This window comes from Bradyrhizobium sp. (genome assembly GCF_036735945.1).
GTDB lineage: Bacteria > Pseudomonadota > Alphaproteobacteria > Rhizobiales > Xanthobacteraceae > Bradyrhizobium.
Window position 1 is genome coordinate 1 of record NZ_DAINNI010000043.1, and the last position, 17,543, is coordinate 17,543.

The following is a 17,543-nucleotide window of genomic DNA, read 5'->3' on the forward strand; positions in this document are numbered from 1 at the left end:
TCGAGCTGGTAGGAGGTGTAGGCGATGTCGGCCTGCGGCTCGCCCTTGTCGTCGAACAGGCGGATCGAGCCCGCGGTGGCGGTGAAATTGAGCGTGCGGCCGGGCAGCGCCAGCGAATGCCGGGTGGTGGCATCAGGCGGCAGCCGATGCTGTTCAGCGGTGGGTGATGGAGCCGCGGCGGCGCCGCGGCCTGCCCCGCCCTTCTGACCGGACGGGGTCGGCGATGCCGTGGCCGCCGGTTGCGGTTGCGGCGCCTGGTCGTCGGCGCGCGCGGCACTGACGCCGCACAGGATCAAAAGCGCAGCGGCAAGGCGCAGCGCCGCCCCGAATCGAAAAGCCATGTCGTCTGCTCCCTGCACGCGCGCCCCGCGACCCGACGGTTCGTTCGGATCCTGCCGCAACACTGCGACAGCGGGACGTCCTTGCACAACACGAAGGAATTCGCACGAAAATCACAATCCCGACAGTATCCCGTGAAAAAGCCCGCCACGTCCGCTGGTTGTACCCCGTGCCGGTTAGGTGCTATCGGTCGGTTCCGCTTGCTTTGCGGCCAGCCATTTTCGATCCACCCATGAAACCATTCCGGCGCTGGCGCGACTAATGAACCTGCGCTTTTCAATGGGGTTTTATCAGATGAAACGTACGATTGCTGTCTGTCTCGGCCTGATGGCGCTGGCTTCGCCCGCCGCGGCCCAGTCGCCGGTTGCGGTCGTCGAAGACGTCAAGGGCAAGGTGACCGGCGCCGAGTTCATGGACTATGTGACGCCGAAATCCGTCATCAGGATCGGTGACGATGGCTCCGTCGTGCTCAGCTATCTGAAATCCTGCCGGCGCGAGACGATCACCGGCGCCGGCACGGTGACCATCGGCACCGAGGAGAGCACCGTCGCGGGCGCCGGCGTGCTGGTGGAGAAAACCAACTGCGATCCGGCCCAGATCAATGCGACCTCGCGTGAAACGCGCGCGGTCGCGGCGACCGTGCTGCGCAGCGTCGAGGCCAAGGCGCTGCCGGAGCCGCAGCTCACGCTCTATGGTTCGTCGCCGCTGGTCGAAGCAAAAGGCCGGGGCACGCTGACCGTGCGTCGTCTCGACGTGCCCGGCGAGCGGCAACAGATCAATCTGGGCGGCACCCAGCTCAGGGGAAAATTCGTCGACTTCGCCAGCGAGAATGTTGCGCTGGTGCCCGGCGGTCTCTATGCCGCCAGCTTCAAGTCGTCGCAGATCGTGTTCCGCGTAGACGCGCAGGCCAAGCCGGGCGCGACGCCGATCGTCGGCCGCCTGCTGCGGATGGAATAGGCGTGACGGACTTCTCCGCTTGAGGATCAGGCGCAGCACGCGCAACAGGATGGTCGTCGCCGCCATAGCGCTGGTCTGCGCGGCGGCGTCGGTGTCGCCCGTGGTCAGACCGGTCCGCGGGCTCTCGCTCGATATCCTCACCGCGCTGCGCTGGGAGGTATACGGCCGGCGGCAGGATCCCGCCGCCTCCCCCACCGTCGTCATCGCGATCGACGAGGAGAGCCTGCGCACCGCCCCGTTCAAGAATTCGCCGATGCTGACCTGGACCGGCGAGATCGGCCGCGTGCTGGCGGCGACCCTCGAAGGCGGCGCCAAGGTGGCCGGCTTCGACGTGGTGATTCCGGCTTCGATCGAGCAATCCGAGATGCCGTTTGGCGATGGCATGCTGGGCGAAAAAGTTCGCGGCTTCGACCGCGACTTTCTTCGCGCGCTCGCCAGCGCATCGACCGCCGGCAAGGTGGTGCTGGGCGAGACGCTCGGCGGCAACCAGCCGGTCAGGCCGTCGCCCGGCCAGCGGATCGCGGTGCGCCAGCAGCAGAACGTCCGGGCGCTCAACGTTTTCACCGATCACGACGACATCGTGCGCCGCCTGCCGCTGAGCTTTACCGCCAACGGCGCCAGGGAGCCTTCTATGGCGGTCGAACTGGCGTCGCGGGCCTTGCGCGCCGCGCCCGAATTCGACGCCAGCGGCAGGATGACGCTGGCGGGCTACCAGGTCCCCGGCCGTGTGCCGAACACGATCACGCTGAATTTCGAAGGCGGCGCCGACGACATCCCGACCTTCTCGTTTGCCGATCTGCGCGCCTGCGCGGTCAAGAACGACAAGGACTATTTCAAGCGCTGGTTCGCCGGAAAGGTCGTTATCTTCGGCAGCGTTCTCGACATCGAGGACCGTCAGCAAACATCCAAGCGCCTTGCGACCGGGATCGAAGGCGCGCGTGCTCCCCGTTGCACCACGGAGAGCACGCCGGTGAAGGCCGGTTTCAGGACCAGCACGATCGCGGGCGTCTATATCCATGCGACCGCCGTCAACAATCTGATCCAGCAGGACGCGGTGGTCGAGCCCGGTCCGCTGGTGCGCTTTTTGATATCGGCCGTGTTTGCCGCGCTGGCCGCGGTCGCGGCGTGGCGCTTGCGGCCGCTCAGCGCGGCGTTGGCCTGGGCGGCCGTGATCGCGATCAGCGTGGCCGGCGCCACGATCGCCTTCAGCCAGGCGCTGGCGCTGCCGATCGCGGAGCCGTTCCTGGCGAGCCTGTTCGCGCTCGCCGCCACCATCGGCTTCCGTTTCGTCGTCGCCGACAAGGACCGCCGCCTGCTGCAGAAGAGTTTTGCGCTCTATCTGGCGCCGCACGTCATCAACCGCATGCTGTCGTCGAACAAGCTGCCGGAGCTCGGCGGCGAAACCCGCGACGTCACCGTGTTCTTCTCCGACATCGAAGGGTTTTCGCTGATCGCGGAAAAGATGTCGCCCGATGGGCTGATGGAGCTGATGAACGAATATCTTTCGGCGATGACCGACGTCATCGAAAGCCATGGCGGCTACGTCGACAAATATATCGGCGACTCCGTCGTGGCGGTGTTCGGCGCGCCTGCCGACGATCCCGACCATGCCGCGAACGCGGCGCGCGCCGCGCTGGATTGCTGCACGCAACTGGCCGAGCTCAACGCGTCCTCGCCGATGTTCCAGGGATACAGGCTGGCGCAGCGGATCGGCATCAATTCCGGCGAGGCACTGGTTGGCAATTTCGGATCGCGGCGGCGATTCAATTACTCGGTCATGAGCGACGCGGTGAACCTGGCCTCCCGGCTGGAGGGCGCCAACAAGTTCTACGGCACCACCATCATCGCGTCGGAGACGACGGTGGCGCTGGCGGGCGAAGCCTTCGCCTGGCGCGAGCTCGATGCCATCAGGGTCAAGGGGCGGACCGGGGCGCTGAAGATCTACGAGTTGCTGGCGCGGTCGGCTGACCTCACGTCTGCGCAGGCGCCCCTGATCGCCGACTATGCCGAGGGGCTCGCGCATTGGCGGGCCCGCGATTTCGCGCGCGCGGCGGATTGTTTCGCCCGTTCGGCCGAGATCGACCGCCCGGCGGCGCTGTTCGCCGCGCGTGCCCGGCAATTGGCGCAAAACCCGCCTGACGCGGATTGGGACCCGATTCGCTCGTTGCAGGAAAAGTGACGGTCCGATGACCGTCGATTCAGGTTACCGGCGCGAAACGGCCATCCAACCATCTCGACAAGCCTCGCCAAGGTGTATAGACGAGCGCGGCGCAATCCGGCGCCCTGAGAGTTCGTCGTCCGATGGCCACCCCCGAGCGATACGACCGGATCGCCTTTGTCGCGAGCGCCAGCACCGAAGCGCAGGCAGCCCTTCAGCAATTGACCAGGCTTTACGGCAATCAGGCTGCAGATGATGCCGACGTCGTGGTGGCGCTTGGCGGCGACGGCCTGATGCTGCAGACCCTGCACGCCCATATGCGGACGGGAAAGCCGATCTACGGCATGCATCGCGGCACCATCGGCTTCCTGATGAACGAATTCACCACCCACGATCTGCATACGCGGCTGGCGGCGGCGCGGGAATCCCTGATCAATCCGCTCCTGATGCGCGCCACCGACGCCCATGGCGCGGTGCATCTGCATCACGCCATCAACGAGGTCGCGCTGTTCCGCCAGACCAACCAGGCCGCGCATCTGCGCATCCTGATCGACGAGCACGAGCGGATGGCGGAATTGATCGCCGACGGCATCCTGGTGGCGACGCCGGCGGGCTCAACCGCCTATAATCTTTCCGCGCAGGGACCGATCCTGCCGATCAACGCCGCGCTGCTGGCGCTGACCCCGATCAGCGCGTTCCGCCCGCGGCGCTGGCGCGGCGCCCTGCTGCCCAATTCCGCCTTCGTGGTGATCGAGGTGCTCGAAGGCGAGAAGCGCCCGGTCGCGGCCGCCGCCGACCATGACGACGTGCGCGACGTCCGCCGTGTCGAGGTGTTGTCCGACAAGACGATCTCGATGCGAATGCTGTTCGACCCCGGTCACAGCCTCGAGGAACGAATCCTGCGCGAGCAGTTCGGCGCCTGACCGCATTTCGCAGCGACGACCCGCTGCGAAATGCGACGTCCAACCCACGCTATCAAGCCGGCTTCGCAACCATTCCTTAACGGCCGCCGCGATATGGTTAACAGCAGTATACCGTTTTTGCCTGGCCGGACCGGACCATGTATCGCATCGACTTCAACAAGCTGCGATTTCTGATTTGCGACGACAATCCGCATATGCGCCGCATCCTGCGGACGCTGCTGCATTCGTTCGGCGCGCGCGAGGTCTACGAAGCCGAGGACGGCGCCACCGCGCTCGAAATGTACAGCCATTACGTGCCCGACATCGTCATCACCGACTGGGCGATGCCGATCTTCGACGGGCTCGAGCTCGCGCAGATGATCCGCCAGCCGGAAGGCAAGGGCAATCCCTACGCGCCGATCATCATGCTGACCGGGCATTCGGAGAAGCGGCGCGTCACGGTCGCGCGCGATGCCGGGGTCACCGAGTTTCTGGCCAAGCCGATCTCGGCCAAGGGCCTCTACCAGCGCATTCTCAACGTCGTCGCCAATCCCCGCCCCTTCATCAAGACCAAGACCTATTTCGGCCCCGACCGCCGGCGCAACACCGTCAATGCCTATATCGGCCCCGAACGCCGCGTCGGCGGCGAGATGGAAGTGCTGCAGCAGCCGTCGCTGCTCGACAAGGCGCGATCGAACATCTGAGCTCTGGCCTGGAGACACCATCATGGCGAAGGAAAAGCCAGGAACACTGAAACCGGGTACGCAAAACCCGGCAACGCTGCAGATCAAATCGTTCGCCGATCACCACGTGATCACGCAGCCCAATCCGCTGCGCAAGGTGCTGATGCGCGTTCCCGATTCCGATCTCGACGATCCGGTCGCGCGCGCGGAGCAGGCGCTGGCCGGACTGTCAGGCGAATTCAAGAACTGGATGGCGATCGAGGCGGACCGGCTCTCGGCCGCGCATGCCGTGGTTCTCCGCCACGGGTTCACCGTCGAGAGCCGCGAAGAGTTGTTTCGCGCCGCCCATGACATCAAGGGCGACGCTGCCACCTTCGGCTTCCCTTCCGCGGCGGCCGCTGCCGAAAGCCTGTGTCGCATCATCGAACACGCGCCTGATCTCGCGCTGGTTCCGGACGAACTGATCACCCATCACATCAATGCCGTTCAGGCGATCGTGCGCGAACGCACCAAGCTCGACACGGCAGCGACGGCAAGCAAGCTGAGCAAGCAGCTTCGCGGCGTGGCGGACGAATTCCTCGTCAAGGTCAATCGCAACCGCCCCGAGCACCTCGAAGCGATCCTGGCGCCGAGCATCGTTCCGGCGGAGTAGGCTTACGGCCTTTCATTGCGTCGTCCCTGCGAACGCAGGGACCCATAACCACGGTCGTTCGTGGTTGAGCGAACGTCGTCGAGCAGCATTTCTCAATGGGATGAGCCGCAGCGTATGGGTCCCTGCGTTCGCAGGGACGACATTGAATACGTTGTGGAAGAGCTGGCTTACGCCGCGATCAGATCACGGCGCGCCGGCACAAAGGCTTCGTCGGCGACCAGTTCCTCGCAGAACGCGCGGGCTTCTTCGCGCGCGGATTCGGTGGCGAAGCGGCGCAGCAGGATCAGCAGCGGCTCGGCGGATCTGCCGTCGGTCTCGCAATGGGTCAGCACCCGCTCGACCATGCGGCGGCGCAGGCGCACGGCCTCCCCGAGCGAATCGACATAGCCGGTCTCACGGCTGGCCTCGAGCGCGACGCGGAACGCCGCAAAGGTGGTTTCCGGCAGGCCGGCGCGAACCAGCAGCGCGTGCACACCGGCGCCGCCGCGGTCGTGCAGCAGCGCGGTCACGCGCGCCAGTGGCAGATCGGCCAGTTCGGCGAGCGCCGATTCGAACAGCTCGAAATTTCCGGACAGCAATGCGCGCAGGATCAGGCCGGCGGTCAATTGGTTGGTGGCGCGCAAATGCTGCACCAGGCCAGCCATGTCGTCGCCGCGCGAGCGCGCCGCGATGTTGATGGTCGAGCGCTCGCGCGCTTCGCTTGCCAGCCGCCCTGCCCGGTCTGCGCTGAGCCAGTTGCGCGCGACGGCGAACTGCGCCAGCGTATCGGAAAGTTTGGCCACCAGCGCCGCGCGGGTCGCGGCCGGCAGGCCTTCGAGCACCAGCATCGCTTCGCGGATGGCGGCAAGATGGCCGTGACGTTCGACGATGCGGTCCCAGGAGAATGGCGCAAGCTCGGCATAGGCGTTTTCGATCAGTTCGAGCGCTGCCGCTGCGGAACCGACCTCGGCAATCGCCGCGGAGACCGACGACGGCAGGTTGATGCGGCGGGCGATCGCGCATTGCATGTCGCTGCTGCCGGTCGCGACGATATCGACGAGGTCGGCGTCGATCAGCAGCGGGGAATATTCAAGCACGGGGAGCGCGATCGTCGGTTGATCGACCGCCAGCGCCTGCACGATCGCGGCCGGCGCCTCGGAGCTGCGTGCGAACACTTCCGACATCGCCTGGCGCACCAGCGGCGATGGATCGTCGAGCAGCATCAGCAGCGCGCCCTCGGCGGCGATGCGATCCTCCTCGCTCAGATCAGAAATCAACCAGGCCCGGGCCAGCGCCCGGGTCGCCTCTGCCCGCTCGCCTGCCGGAGCGGTACGAATCCAACTGATGAACTGCCGAACGATCATGGTCTGGCTACGCAACCTCGGACGACACCGTGACGCGGTGCCACTATTAGAAAAAATAAACCATGACGCTTAACAAAGGGTTCACCATAAACGGCTGGTTTTATTGACGTTTTGTTAAGGGTGGCAAGACGCCGTCAGTAGGCGCCTGTCGGTATTCAGGCACCGCGTTGCGACGCTCATGCACGCGCGCGAGCGCGTCGTATGCCCTGCTAGCCGCTGAAGGTGCCGCTGCGGTCGCTGAACAGGTCGAGCCGGCCGGGGGCGCGGACTTCCGGCGTTGCCGATGCGACCTTGCCCCACAATTCCTGCACCGTCGGCGAGATCGGCTGGGTGCGTTCGCCGGCCTGGAACAGCGAGCGGAAGATCGGCTCTCCGGATACTGCGTCGGCTTGCGAGGTCGCGGCCACCGGCGTCACCGTGCGCTGCTCCGGAAAGCTCGAGAGATAGGCTGCGTTGTCGATCGCCATCGCCGCCGGCGCAGCGCTCGCAACCGTGACGCGCCTCGGCAGGTCGCCGCCGGCGGCCGCCATCGCCGTTTGCGTCGAGGAGGAATTGGCGGCGGATGCGTAGCGCGTGCTCAGCACCGAGTAGACTTCGGAAACGCTGCGCGCCCGTCCCGAGCGGTCATAGAAGATCGACTGGTTGGCCGCCGCCGCGTTCGGAAACATCCGCGCCGCCGACGCGTTCGGATTGTCCTCGGCGCTCTGGATCAGCTTGCCGGCGCCGCCGACGCCCATGAAGTGCGCCATATAGAGTTCGGCATCGTTCGGCCGGCGGCCGATCTTGCCGGTCAGCTTGAAGCTGTTCGATTGCGTCAGCACCCCCGCCATCGACGAGGCCGCATCGGGATCGTCGCGCAGCCGCATGATCGCGTCGCGCGCGGCGGGATCGCCGACCGAGTAGCGGCCATCGGCGTCCTTGCTGATGGCGTCGGCATATTTGCCGTAGCCGAGATGGGGGCCCGCCTCCTTCACCGTGCCGAGCCAGGTCTGGTCGATGAACTGAAACAGTCCGCGCGCCGACGAGGTGGCGGCGGCGGCCTTCGGGTTGAAATTGGATTCCATCTTCGCGGTGGCGAGCAGATATTCGAAGCTGGCGCCGGTGGTGGATGCCGCCTGCCTGATCGAGCCGGCGATTTTCGCGCGCGCGGGATCGACACCTGCCGCAGCCGTGGCACTTGCCGTGTCGATCGCCATGTCTCTGCTGCCCCGTTCCTCGCGAAACCTCGCGCGGGCTCTCAAGGCGCTGGCAATCAGCGCCTGTGCGGGGCTAAGACTGGGGCAATCATGGTTAACGGGGGGTTAAAGGCAGGGCCGTGTCACTTCCGATACACGGTATCAGGATCGAACTGCCTGTCCGCATCGACGAACGACACGCGGGTGCCGCCGTCGGCCGCCTCGATCCGGCGATAGAAGCACGAATGGCGGCCGGTGTGGCACGCGGCGCCCTGCTGCGCAACGCGGATCCAGACCGCGTCCTGATCGCAGTCCATCCGCATCTCGACCACGCGCTGGGTCTGGCCCGACGTCTCGCCCTTTCGCCACAGCGCATTGCGCGAACGGCTGAAGTACCAGGCATCGCCGCTGGCGATGGTCTTGCGCAGCGCTTCCTCGTTCATGTGCGCGACCATCAGCACGTCGCCGGTCGCGGCATCCGTCGCGACGCAGGTCACGAGGCCGGACGCATCGAATTTGGGCTGGAACACCAGCCCTTCCTCGCGTTCGTTGGTCGTTGCGGATGTGGACACCAAAGACCTCGCCGAAAAATTCCTGCGAGGTTACCGGTTCAGGCCTCGCGCCAGGGACAGGAAACGCTGCTGCTCCGCCGGGTTGTCGCGGAACATGCCGGTGAACCGGCTGGTGAACGTCGTCGCGCCATGCTTGGCGACGCCGCGCACCGACATGCAGGTATGCTCCGCCTCGATCAGCACGGCGACGCCGCGGGGCTTCAGGACCTCGTCGATCGCGGCCGCGATCTGGGCGGTCAGATGCTCCTGGGTCTGCAGGCGGCGCGCGAAGATATCGGTGAGGCGCGCCAGCTTCGACAGGCCGACCACCCGCTCCACCGGCGTATAGGCGATATGCGCCTTGCCGTAGAACGGCATCATGTGGTGCTCGCACTGCGAGGTGAATTCGATGTCGCGGATCAGGACGAAATCGTCATAGCCGGCGGTCTCGCCGAAAGTGCGGTCCAGCACCTCGGCCGGGCACTGGTGATAGCCCTGATAGAGCTCGTCGAAGGCTTCGACCACGCGGCGCGGTGTATCCAGGAGACCCTCGCGGCCGGGGTTCTCGCCGATATAGCTCAGCAAGGTATGCACCGCCTGTTCGGCCTCCCCGCGCGAGGGGCGCGGGAGGTCGGCGCGGACGGCGGCAGCCAGGAACTCTGACGGATCGAGCTCGGCGGGGCGGGCTTCCGGGGCCACATCGGGCGATTTGACTTCGGACGGCTTGCCGGCGCGGATGGATTTGATCAATGCGTCCATGTCTTCTCCGTTCGACCGGCCCCAAGGGCCGGAGTGTCACCGGGCAGACGGGGCGGATTTACCGCCGGACGCCTGAGTCCCATCCACAACAAGCTGACAGCCGGTCCGGTTTCCCTGCCGGCTCGGCTTTGGCAAACGGCCGGACTGTTTTTCCGCCGTTCCTCTCCATATATAGGACGATGAAACCCAGCCGCCAAGGGCGCTCCGAACGCCGCCCGGGACACCTGCTCTCATGCTGAACGACATCTACAACAAGCGGATCATCGAACTGGCGGGCAATATCCCCCGCCTCGGCCGCCTCCCCGATCCCCACGCCAGCGCCACCGCCCACTCCAAGCTGTGCGGCTCGACCGTCAAGGTCGACCTCAAGATGGACGGGCCCGTGGTCACGGACTTCGCCCATGACGTGAAGGCCTGCGCGCTCGGCCAGGCCTCCTCCTCGATCATGGCCAGCCATGTCGTCGGCTCGACCGCCGACGAGTTGCGCGACCTGCGAGAAACCGTCCGCAAGATGCTGAAGGAAAACGGCAGTCCGCCGCAGGGCAAATGGGCCGACATCGCCCTGCTCGAACCGGTGCGCGACTACAAGGCCCGCCACGCCTCGACCATGCTGACCTTCGACGCCGTGGTCGACGCCATCGGCCAGATCGAGGCCAGGGCCAGGCAGACCGCGCAGGCTTGAGAGCCGTCCTCATATTCCGCCGTCAGGCCCCGCGAAGGCGGGCATCCAGTACGCCGGGAACTATCGTTCGATCACTATCGCCGCGGCGTACTGGATCATCCGCTTTCGCGGATGATGACACCGTTTGGCTGGAGGCAGTTACTTCTGCGGCTGGGCCGGCTGCGCCGGGGCGTTGCCGCCGGTCGGAACCGCGGCTTCGGCGGTCTTGGTCGACTTGCCCTGTTGCGGCTGCGCCTCGCCTTCCATCGCGGAACTGACGAACCGGTCCTGCGGCTTGGTCGGCTTGGCTTCCGCCATCGGCACGCCCGCATTGTTCTGCGGGAACACATCGGTGGCCGCTTCGGTCGTGACGAGATTGGCGAGACGCAATTCGGCGCGCGACAGTTCGTGCAGATCTTCCCACGGCGGCACGCTGAGTGCGAGCGAGAGCAGATCGCCGGTGCCGCCCATGTCGAAGGTGTATTTCGTCAGCCGGCCGATATCGCGCTGCACGATCATCAGATCCTGCGCGGTATAGCTTGCCGCCTTGGCGTCGTCGGCGCGATCGCCCATCCAGATCTGGTGCACGCGGACATGCGCGACCGGCGGTACATAGCGGGTCTTGCCCGAGAGCAGCAGGAACACGCACATCGACTCGCAATAGGCTTCCGGAACCACGGTCGCGCGTTCGTCCTGCGCACGCACGGTGGCGCCGACCGTGGTCAGCGCGCCAAGGCCGCGGAACCGCCGGCCGAGCGTGATGGAATCGTTGACCGAGCCGCCGCTGGAATCCAGCACGATGGTGGCGCCGGCGAGTTCGCGCCCCCTGGCGAATTCGTCGAACTCGCGCGGACTATCCGATGTGACGATGCCGACCGCTGAAACCCAGCCCCTGCAGTCCGGCTGGCACGCATTCCATTGGAAATGCATCGGCTGCTTGCGTTCTTCGAGGGTTCCGCCGGCGTAGGCCGAATTGCCGAGCGTCGTGACCGCGCCGGGCAGTGCGAGACAGAAGGCGGCGGCTCCGAGAAGGACCCAACCGCGAGATTTCAGCGCCGTCACACGTCTCAATTTGGATCCTTCCCCCAAGCCTCGGTTACGACTGGCGGCGATGGCCCCGTTCTAGCGCGATATGATTCCGTCATCGATCCGTATGAAAACGGTAACGGTGCTGACGTGTGCCGTCCATAATACCTTGGCTTGCTCCGTCAGTTTGCAGTGCGATAGTTGCGAAGTGTGGCTAAATATCTGCACGGGTTGAGTTCCTCACTTGGGAACTCCCGCAAAATTACGTACATAGCGCAGCATGGCGGAGCACTCCTCACCCCAGCAAAAACAAGGCACGGATTGTGCCAGCAGCGTTCGTCGTCTGCCGCGCAATGCGGGACGCGCGCTGATCTGGATCTACCGGCATACGCTGTCGCCGCTGGTCGGCTACAACTGCCGGCATCTGCCGACATGCTCGGTGTATGGCGACGAAGCGATCGAGCGCTTCGGCCTGTGGGGCGGCGGCTGGATGACACTGGCGCGGATATTGCGCTGCCAGCCCTGGGGCACCTCCGGCATCGACAATGTGCCGGCCACCGCGCCTGCCGGCGCACGCTGGTATCTGCCGTGGCGCTATGGGCGCTGGCGCGGCGTCAACGGCTGACGAACCTGCATTGCTGATGCGTGGGAACGCCGGTTTCCGGTCCGCATTGATTTGCAAGCTCCCTCAGGGAGGAAACAAACGATGCGCTGGAAAATCAGCCACCATGATCACGATCCGCGGCTGGGCGACCTTCTCACCATCGTCGCGTTGATCATTCTCGTCGTCGCAGCCTGGCACTTCTTCGACACGCGCTCCGAACCACCCAGCAAGGCGGCCTTCATCGTACCGAGCCAAAGCGTACGCTGGTGAAGTCGAGGTTTCTAACGCCAGAACGGCCAGAAATCCGGCAGCGGTCGCGACCCGATAAACGCCCGCGGCCTGCGCCGAGGCGGCGGAGCCGCTCGCGGCGCCTCGGCCGATGCCGTGGCGTCGATGGCCGGTGTCCCATCGTCGGCCAGCCTTACCGACAGCAGCACATTGGTTTCATGCGTGCGCCAGCGATAGCCGATGCCGAAATCGATCGGCTGCGCACGGCGGAACAGCGCCGCATACGATTCCTGATAGAGGCCCGGGAATTTGTCGATCGGCGCGAGATAGCGGCCGAACGGGAAGAAGCGCCATTTCGTGCTGTTGTAATAGGCGAGCGGAATCCCTGAATCGTCCTGGATGATGGTGGCGCTGTTGTTGAGCAGGAAGTTGCGCACCGTGGTGAAGTTGCCGGAATGCATGAGATAGGACGCACTCTTGATCAGGGTGTTGGCCGGCGCGAGCGTCGCGCAGAACTTCAGGAAACCGCTCGTCCTCACGCCGGAATTGGAAAGATCGGTCGAGAAGTAATACAGCGTCTTTTCCACCCCCTCGCTGCCGGCGAAGGTGATGCGGACGCCACGCACCGCGTGCGGCCCGGCATTCTCGCCGGCGAAATAGGCCGCCCCCTTGTCGTCCAGCGACACCGGCGTGACGCTTCTGACCGTCATTCCGGAGCGCGCCAGAAAGACATAGAGGATCGGCAGGGTGCCGCTGATCTGGCCCGCCTTCAGATCGGTCTTCATGTCCTTGGTGATGAAGAAGCTGAAGCTCAGGATCGAGCCCAGCGAGCGCTCGACATTGTAAAGCGCGGAGGCGATGCCGCCGCGCGGCAGTCTAGTCAGATCCGGCACCGAGCCGACCGGCTCGAGCGCACTCAGCACGTAGGTCGAGGCCTTCGAGTAAAAGGCGTTCGCATACAGGAAGTCGGGACCGGAGAACATGTAGAACATGGTCGGCTTCGGCGCCGCCAGGTTGGTATCCGCCCAGGCGCGGATCCGCGATAGCTGGCGCTGCTCGAGTTGTCCGAACGCGCCGTCGAAGAATTTGGCGTGGCGCTGCCAGGCGGCTTCGTTGGTCAGCGGCAGCAGCGGCGAATCCGCCGACGGCATCATGCCCGCCAGGAATTTCGCGGTGTCGTCCACCGACGCGGTCTGCGCGCGCACGCCGGCGACCGCCGACAGCACCATGACAGCAGCCAGCGTCACCATTCTCAGGGAATGCATCGCGTTCATTCGCTGCCTGCGGCAACCGCTGGCATTTGACCCGGCCGCTTGCGGAAGGCGGCGTAGATCAACAGGCCTGCAAACATGATCAGAAGACCCCAGAGCGACTGCAACGGACGCTCGGTCAAAAGGTAGTACATCATGAACCCGGTCACGAACAGGAAGACCAGAGGCGTTACCGGGTATCCCCAGGCCCGGTACGGCCGCGGCAGATCCGGATGGGTGATGCGCAGCTTGATCACGCCGAGCACGGTGAAGAACGAGCAGAACAGCAGCGCGAACTGGATGAAGTCGAGCACCGCCTCGAAGCTGCGGGTAAACAGCAACAGGCTGGCGACCGTGAGCTGAAACAGAATGGCATAGGCCGGTGCGCCGGCGGAAGAGCGGCGGGCAAACGGACGCAGCAGCGGCATGTCCTCGCCCATCGTCATCATGACGCGCGGTCCGATCCACATCATCGCGCTGATCGAGGAGATCAGCCCGAAGCAGATCATGGCGCCGACGATACGGCCGCCGATCTCGCCGAAGATGTAGCTGCCGGAAATGCGGGCGACATCGAGCTGGCCGGCGAGCCTGTCGATCGGCGCGGTGTGCAGGAACACCGCGTTCAGCGCCACATACAGCACGAGCACGACCAGCGTCCCGATCAGCATCGCCCGCGGCACGTTGCGTTCGGGCAGCTTCACCTCGCCGATGATGTAGGTCGCCGCGTTCCACCCCGAGAACGAATACATCACGAAGACGAGGCTGATCGCGAACGGTGCGCTGACGATATGGGTGAAGTCGGAAGCCGAGGGCGTGAACGATACCGGCTGCGCCGTGCCGATCAGGAAGCCGCTGACGAGGAAGGCTATGATCAGCACCACTTTCAGGATGGTCGCGACGAGCTGAAAGGCCGAGGAGTGCCTGATGCCGGCGAGTTGCACCAGTGACACCAGCCAGACCACACCCACGGCAAGCACCAGCGGCGGCGCATCTGGAAATACCGACTTGCCGTATTCGCCGAACGCCATGGCGGCGAGCGCGACCGGTGCGGCGAAGCCGACGGTCGCCGATACCCAGCCCGCGACAAAACCAAAGGCCGGGTGATAGGCCCGGCCGAGAAAATTGTACTCGCCGCTCGAGCGCGGAAACATCGCGCCGAGTTCGCCGTAGGAAAACACCCCGCACAACGCGACGATGCCGCCGACGGTCCACAGCAACAGGATCGAAAAGCCGGAGGGGATGTCCTTGACCTGAAAGCCGAGGCTGGTGAAGACGCCGACGCCGACCATGTCCGCAACGACAATGGCAACCGCCACCAGAACCGAAACGGTGGGGCCGCCGCCGGAGAGCGCGCCGGGCCAGGCCGGGCCTCGCGTTTCTGATGCCGCCATCTCGGACCCCACCAACAAGCGCCCGCAGCCGAGGGCCGCATCGTGCAGGCTGACGTTCCGCAATTCAAGCAATGTTACCAGTGGTTTATATCGAAACGCGAAATAGGTTTCATGATACCTGCAAACCTTCCGGATTGCGAAAACATCGTGGCGAGCCCCACAATCGCGACATGATTGGGTGGTCACTTCCGGCTTCCGGACGTGGGGAGTTTGTCCGGAAGCTTAACCTCGCCTAAGCGCGTGCGAGCGTAATCTCTGACGACGGGTGATCTTGGGACATTGGGGTGGATGGTCGGAGCTGATCCGAAATTCCAGGCAATCGATCGCGCCATCCGGTCGGCGACGTCGGCCGTGCACCGTCGCGCCTTGCCGCCACAATGGCGCTTGTTCGCACTGGTTGCGCTGATCGTACCCGTATCGTTTGCGCTCGTTGAGTACAGCAAGGCACCCGAGCCCGGCATGCTGGCGGCGAACACCGACAATGCCAAATCGCACGTCGCGAAGTCGCAAGCCTCGGCGGGCTCGTTCGAGGACCGTTTCCCCGATACGCAGTTCGCCGATCGTTTCCCGGACAGCGGCGAAAGCCTGCCGCAATTCCAGCGCCGGGTTGCGATACCGCCGCAAGAGCCCCGCCCGGTACGCACCGAGTCCGTCAGGGTTGCCTCGCTGGCACCGGCGCTGACGCTGCCCCGCACCGATCGCGAGGAACTGACCAGGCTGGTCAGCATGAAATCCTCCGCCTTCCCCTATGCCGGCACCAATCCGCGCTCGGACGAGCCCTTCCTCAACATCACCAGGGGCGAGCGCAAGGGACACCGCAGTCTTGGCGGACGGGTCTACTGGCAGGACGAGACCTACAACGACAGCCGCGTGCTGGTGCATGTCCCCGAGGCGTTCGACGTCCGGAAGCCGGGCGTGATCGTCGTGTTCTTCCACGGCAATGGCGCAACGCTGGAACGCGACGTCCGCGACCGCCAACTGGTGCCGCAGCAGATCTCCGATGCCGGCGTCAACGCCGTGCTGCTCGCGCCGCAGATGGCGGTCAATGCCGCGGACTCCTCGGCCGGCAAGTTCTGGCAGCCAGGCGGCTTCAAGCGCTTCATCGACGAATCGGCTGGTCACCTCGCCCGCCTCTACGGCGATCCGAAATCGGCGCAGGCGTTTGCCGACATGCCGATCGTGATTGTCGGCTATAGCGGCGGCTTCCTGCCGACGGCGTGGAGCCTCGAGGTCGGCGGTCTTGCCAGCCGCGTGCGCGGCGTGTTCCTGCTCGACGCCGTCTACGGCGAACTCGACAAGTTCGCGTCCTGGATCGAGAAGAACCGGACCGGCTTCTTCATCTCGTCCTATACCCGCTACACCAGGCGGCACGACGTCGAACTGATGCAGATGCTCCGCGACCGCGGCATCACCGTCACCGAGAGCGTGGACGGGCCGCTGCGGCCCGGCAGCGTCGTGTTCGTCGAGACCCCTGACGGCGTCACCCATCGCGATTACGTCACCCAGGCCTGGACCGAACATCCGGTCAAGGACGTGCTGCTCAAGATGGCGGCGACGCCCGCACTGACCCGGATCGCCAGCGCACCCTACGCGAACCGGTAACCGGCTTCTTCATCGCGGCGTGCACGCCGCCACTACTGATCCGGCATCCAAACCGCTGTTCGGCACCGTCGCCAAGGCCACGCTGACGCGGATTTCGGATTGAGCATGCGCCACTGTCCAGCAACGATCATGCTCAGCGGATCGCCTTCTTCGGCCTGGTCAGGATCACCGTCGTCACCGCCATTACGACGAAGGCGGTGGCGACATAGCCGGAGGCGTAGAGCAGATCACGCGCGTAAAGGAAGCCGCCGATCGCCGAGCCGATCGCCTGTCCGACATAGAGCACCGACGTGTTGAGCGACACCGAAGCGGACGCCAGCGCAGGCGCGGCGTCGACCAGCCTCACCTGCTGCATCGAATTGGTGGAAGCAAACCCGATGCCCCAGATCGCGACGGAAACGGCCATCAGCGGATAGATGCCGGCGCTGAGCGCCCAGCCGCAAAGGCCCGTCAGCAACACCGACATGAACAGCATGGACGTCTTCCACGCGCCCCAGGAATCAACGATACGGCTCGCAACCGCCGTGCCGATCACGCCGCACACGCCGTAGGCCGCGAACACCAGCGCGATCGGATCCGGACCGGCACCGGTCAGCCGCGCCAGCAACGGCCCCATATAGGTGAACACCACGAACTGGCCGGACATCTGCAGCGTCGTGATCAGGAGCAGCAGCAGGATCATCGGATTGCGGCCGATGGCGGCCCAGGTCTTGAGATCGACCGGTGCGCCCATCAGCCCGCGCGGCAGGCGCCAGGCCAGCAACAGCAGGCTGAAGCAGCTCATGGCACCGATCACGGCATAGACCGCCTGCCAGCCATGGCGGCTGGCGATGAAGGTGATGGCCGGCAGGCCCACGGCCGCCGCCAGCGACCAGCCGAGGAAGATATAGGCGATGGTGCCGCCGCGTTTTTCCTCTGGCACGATCAGCGCCGCGGTGCCGGCCGCCTGCGGCGTGTAAAGCACGCCAATGCCAAGCATGACGAGACGAATGGCCATCAGGCTCGCGTAATCGGACGCAAAGGCCGAAGCGAAATTGGTGACCGCGAGCGCGCCGATGGTCGCCGTCAACAGGATGCGGCGGTCGATCCTGGAGGTCAGCCAGGCCGTCAGCGGCGAGCCGATGCAGAGCACGATCGCGCCGAAGGTGACCAGGAGCCCTGCGGTGCGGATCGAGACGTCGAGGCCGGAAGCCAGTTCGACGAGCATGCCGGCCGGCGCCAGCACGGAGCAGCCGGTGACCACGTTGCCGAGCATCAGGGAG

17 protein-coding genes and 1 pseudogene are annotated in these 17,543 nt (G+C 65.3%); 9 read left to right on the top strand and 9 right to left on the bottom strand.

The window, feature by feature from the left end; translation table 11 throughout:
• Window positions 1-341 (bottom strand): annotated as a pseudogene (locus tag V7E26_RS15895) (peptidase S10); the annotation flags it as partial.
• Window positions 342-633: 292 nt separating this feature from the next.
• Here V7E26_RS15895 and V7E26_RS15900 point away from each other — a divergent pair.
• The 5 genes from V7E26_RS15900 (at window position 634) to V7E26_RS15920 (ending at window position 5,691) form a co-directional block, all read left to right on the top strand.
• Complete coding sequence (locus V7E26_RS15900; RefSeq protein ID WP_324417640.1) at window positions 634-1,296, top strand: hypothetical protein; 663 nt, start codon at window positions 634-636, stop codon at window positions 1,294-1,296.
• Window positions 1,297-1,345: 49 nt separating this feature from the next.
• Window positions 1,346-3,475, top strand: coding sequence for an adenylate/guanylate cyclase domain-containing protein (locus V7E26_RS15905; protein WP_324417716.1), 2,130 nt, complete (start codon window positions 1,346-1,348; stop codon window positions 3,473-3,475).
• Between the two features lie 122 nt (window positions 3,476-3,597).
• Window positions 3,598-4,377, top strand: a complete 780-nt coding sequence (locus tag V7E26_RS15910) for an NAD kinase (RefSeq protein WP_324417642.1) — start codon at window positions 3,598-3,600, stop codon at window positions 4,375-4,377.
• 137 nt (window positions 4,378-4,514) lie between these two features.
• Window positions 4,515-5,060: a response regulator gene (locus tag V7E26_RS15915; protein ID WP_324417644.1), complete on the top strand. Its 546-nt coding sequence runs from the start codon at window positions 4,515-4,517 to the stop codon at window positions 5,058-5,060.
• Window positions 5,061-5,082: 22 nt separating this feature from the next.
• The gene (locus V7E26_RS15920; protein ID WP_324417646.1) at window positions 5,083-5,691 is read left to right on the top strand and encodes an Hpt domain-containing protein; all 609 of its coding nucleotides are present in this window, start codon (window positions 5,083-5,085) and stop codon (window positions 5,689-5,691) included.
• A 167-nt stretch (window positions 5,692-5,858) separates the two neighbouring features.
• On the opposite strand, the gene V7E26_RS15925 is transcribed toward V7E26_RS15920, so the two are convergent.
• From V7E26_RS15925 to folE, 4 genes are all read right to left on the bottom strand, one after another.
• Entirely contained in the window at window positions 5,859-7,034 is a 1,176-nt protein-coding gene (locus tag V7E26_RS15925; protein WP_324417648.1) for a DUF2336 domain-containing protein, read from the bottom strand.
• 209 nt (window positions 7,035-7,243) lie between these two features.
• The gene (locus tag V7E26_RS15930; RefSeq protein ID WP_324417650.1) at window positions 7,244-8,230 is read right to left on the bottom strand and encodes a transglycosylase SLT domain-containing protein; all 987 of its coding nucleotides are present in this window, start codon (window positions 8,228-8,230) and stop codon (window positions 7,244-7,246) included.
• 122 nt (window positions 8,231-8,352) lie between these two features.
• Window positions 8,353-8,781 (bottom strand): phosphoribosyl-AMP cyclohydrolase, encoded by a 429-nt coding sequence (gene hisI / locus V7E26_RS15935; RefSeq protein WP_324417652.1) that lies wholly within the window; start codon window positions 8,779-8,781, stop codon window positions 8,353-8,355.
• A gap of 30 nt (window positions 8,782-8,811) precedes the next feature.
• On the bottom strand, window positions 8,812-9,519 hold the full coding sequence (folE, locus tag V7E26_RS15940) for a GTP cyclohydrolase I FolE (protein WP_324417654.1): 708 nt from the start codon (window positions 9,517-9,519) through the stop codon (window positions 8,812-8,814).
• 232 nt (window positions 9,520-9,751) lie between these two features.
• On the opposite strand from folE, the gene V7E26_RS15945 reads away from it, so the two are divergent.
• Entirely contained in the window at window positions 9,752-10,201 is a 450-nt protein-coding gene (locus V7E26_RS15945; protein WP_324417656.1) for an iron-sulfur cluster assembly scaffold protein, read from the top strand.
• A 138-nt stretch (window positions 10,202-10,339) separates the two neighbouring features.
• Here V7E26_RS15945 and V7E26_RS15950 read toward each other — a convergent pair whose 3' ends face one another.
• A complete protein-coding gene (locus V7E26_RS15950; protein WP_324417658.1) occupies window positions 10,340-11,251 on the bottom strand; it encodes a hypothetical protein in 912 nt (303 codons plus the stop codon).
• Between the two features lie 235 nt (window positions 11,252-11,486).
• Between V7E26_RS15950 and yidD the strand changes: the two genes are divergently transcribed.
• A complete protein-coding gene (gene yidD / locus V7E26_RS15955) occupies window positions 11,487-11,831 on the top strand; it encodes a membrane protein insertion efficiency factor YidD (protein WP_324417660.1) in 345 nt (114 codons plus the stop codon).
• Between the two features lie 81 nt (window positions 11,832-11,912).
• The gene (locus V7E26_RS15960; RefSeq protein ID WP_324417662.1) at window positions 11,913-12,080 is read left to right on the top strand and encodes a hypothetical protein; all 168 of its coding nucleotides are present in this window, start codon (window positions 11,913-11,915) and stop codon (window positions 12,078-12,080) included.
• Between the two features lie 11 nt (window positions 12,081-12,091).
• Here V7E26_RS15960 and V7E26_RS15965 read toward each other — a convergent pair whose 3' ends face one another.
• Complete coding sequence (locus V7E26_RS15965) at window positions 12,092-13,303, bottom strand: hypothetical protein (protein WP_324417664.1); 1,212 nt, start codon at window positions 13,301-13,303, stop codon at window positions 12,092-12,094.
• Between the two features lie 5 nt (window positions 13,304-13,308).
• The gene (locus V7E26_RS15970; RefSeq protein ID WP_324417666.1) at window positions 13,309-14,679 is read right to left on the bottom strand and encodes an APC family permease; all 1,371 of its coding nucleotides are present in this window, start codon (window positions 14,677-14,679) and stop codon (window positions 13,309-13,311) included.
• A gap of 288 nt (window positions 14,680-14,967) precedes the next feature.
• Here V7E26_RS15970 and V7E26_RS15975 point away from each other — a divergent pair, with 288 nt between their 5' ends.
• Window positions 14,968-16,281, top strand: coding sequence for an alpha/beta hydrolase (locus V7E26_RS15975; RefSeq protein ID WP_324417668.1), 1,314 nt, complete (start codon window positions 14,968-14,970; stop codon window positions 16,279-16,281).
• Between the two features lie 133 nt (window positions 16,282-16,414).
• Here the strand turns inward: V7E26_RS15975 and V7E26_RS15980 are convergent, their stop codons facing one another.
• Complete coding sequence (locus V7E26_RS15980; RefSeq protein WP_442893410.1) at window positions 16,415-17,536, bottom strand: MFS transporter; 1,122 nt, start codon at window positions 17,534-17,536, stop codon at window positions 16,415-16,417.
• Window positions 17,537-17,543: the final 7 nt, after the last annotated feature.

Coding starts and splice junctions, on each gene's coding strand:
- yidD (WP_324417660.1), top strand. CDS start 11,487: ATGGCGGAGCACTCCTCACCCCAGCAAAAACAAGGCACGGATTGTGCC.
- V7E26_RS15945 (WP_324417656.1), top strand. CDS start 9,752: ATGCTGAACGACATCTACAACAAGCGGATCATCGAACTGGCGGGCAAT.
- V7E26_RS15900 (WP_324417640.1), top strand. CDS start 634: ATGAAACGTACGATTGCTGTCTGTCTCGGCCTGATGGCGCTGGCTTCG.
- V7E26_RS15970 (WP_324417666.1), bottom strand. CDS start 14,679: ATGGCGGCATCAGAAACGCGAGGCCCGGCCTGGCCCGGCGCGCTCTCC.
- V7E26_RS15925 (WP_324417648.1), bottom strand. CDS start 7,034: ATGATCGTTCGGCAGTTCATCAGTTGGATTCGTACCGCTCCGGCAGGC.
- V7E26_RS15975 (WP_324417668.1), top strand. CDS start 14,968: ATGGTCGGAGCTGATCCGAAATTCCAGGCAATCGATCGCGCCATCCGG.
- V7E26_RS15965 (WP_324417664.1), bottom strand. CDS start 13,303: ATGCATTCCCTGAGAATGGTGACGCTGGCTGCTGTCATGGTGCTGTCG.
- V7E26_RS15930 (WP_324417650.1), bottom strand. CDS start 8,230: ATGGCGATCGACACGGCAAGTGCCACGGCTGCGGCAGGTGTCGATCCC.
- V7E26_RS15905 (WP_324417716.1), top strand. CDS start 1,346: ATGGTCGTCGCCGCCATAGCGCTGGTCTGCGCGGCGGCGTCGGTGTCG.
- V7E26_RS15920 (WP_324417646.1), top strand. CDS start 5,083: ATGGCGAAGGAAAAGCCAGGAACACTGAAACCGGGTACGCAAAACCCG.
- folE (WP_324417654.1), bottom strand. CDS start 9,519: ATGGACGCATTGATCAAATCCATCCGCGCCGGCAAGCCGTCCGAAGTC.
- V7E26_RS15910 (WP_324417642.1), top strand. CDS start 3,598: ATGGCCACCCCCGAGCGATACGACCGGATCGCCTTTGTCGCGAGCGCC.
- V7E26_RS15915 (WP_324417644.1), top strand. CDS start 4,515: ATGTATCGCATCGACTTCAACAAGCTGCGATTTCTGATTTGCGACGAC.
- V7E26_RS15960 (WP_324417662.1), top strand. CDS start 11,913: ATGCGCTGGAAAATCAGCCACCATGATCACGATCCGCGGCTGGGCGAC.
- V7E26_RS15980 (WP_442893410.1), bottom strand. CDS start 17,536: ATGCTCGGCAACGTGGTCACCGGCTGCTCCGTGCTGGCGCCGGCCGGC.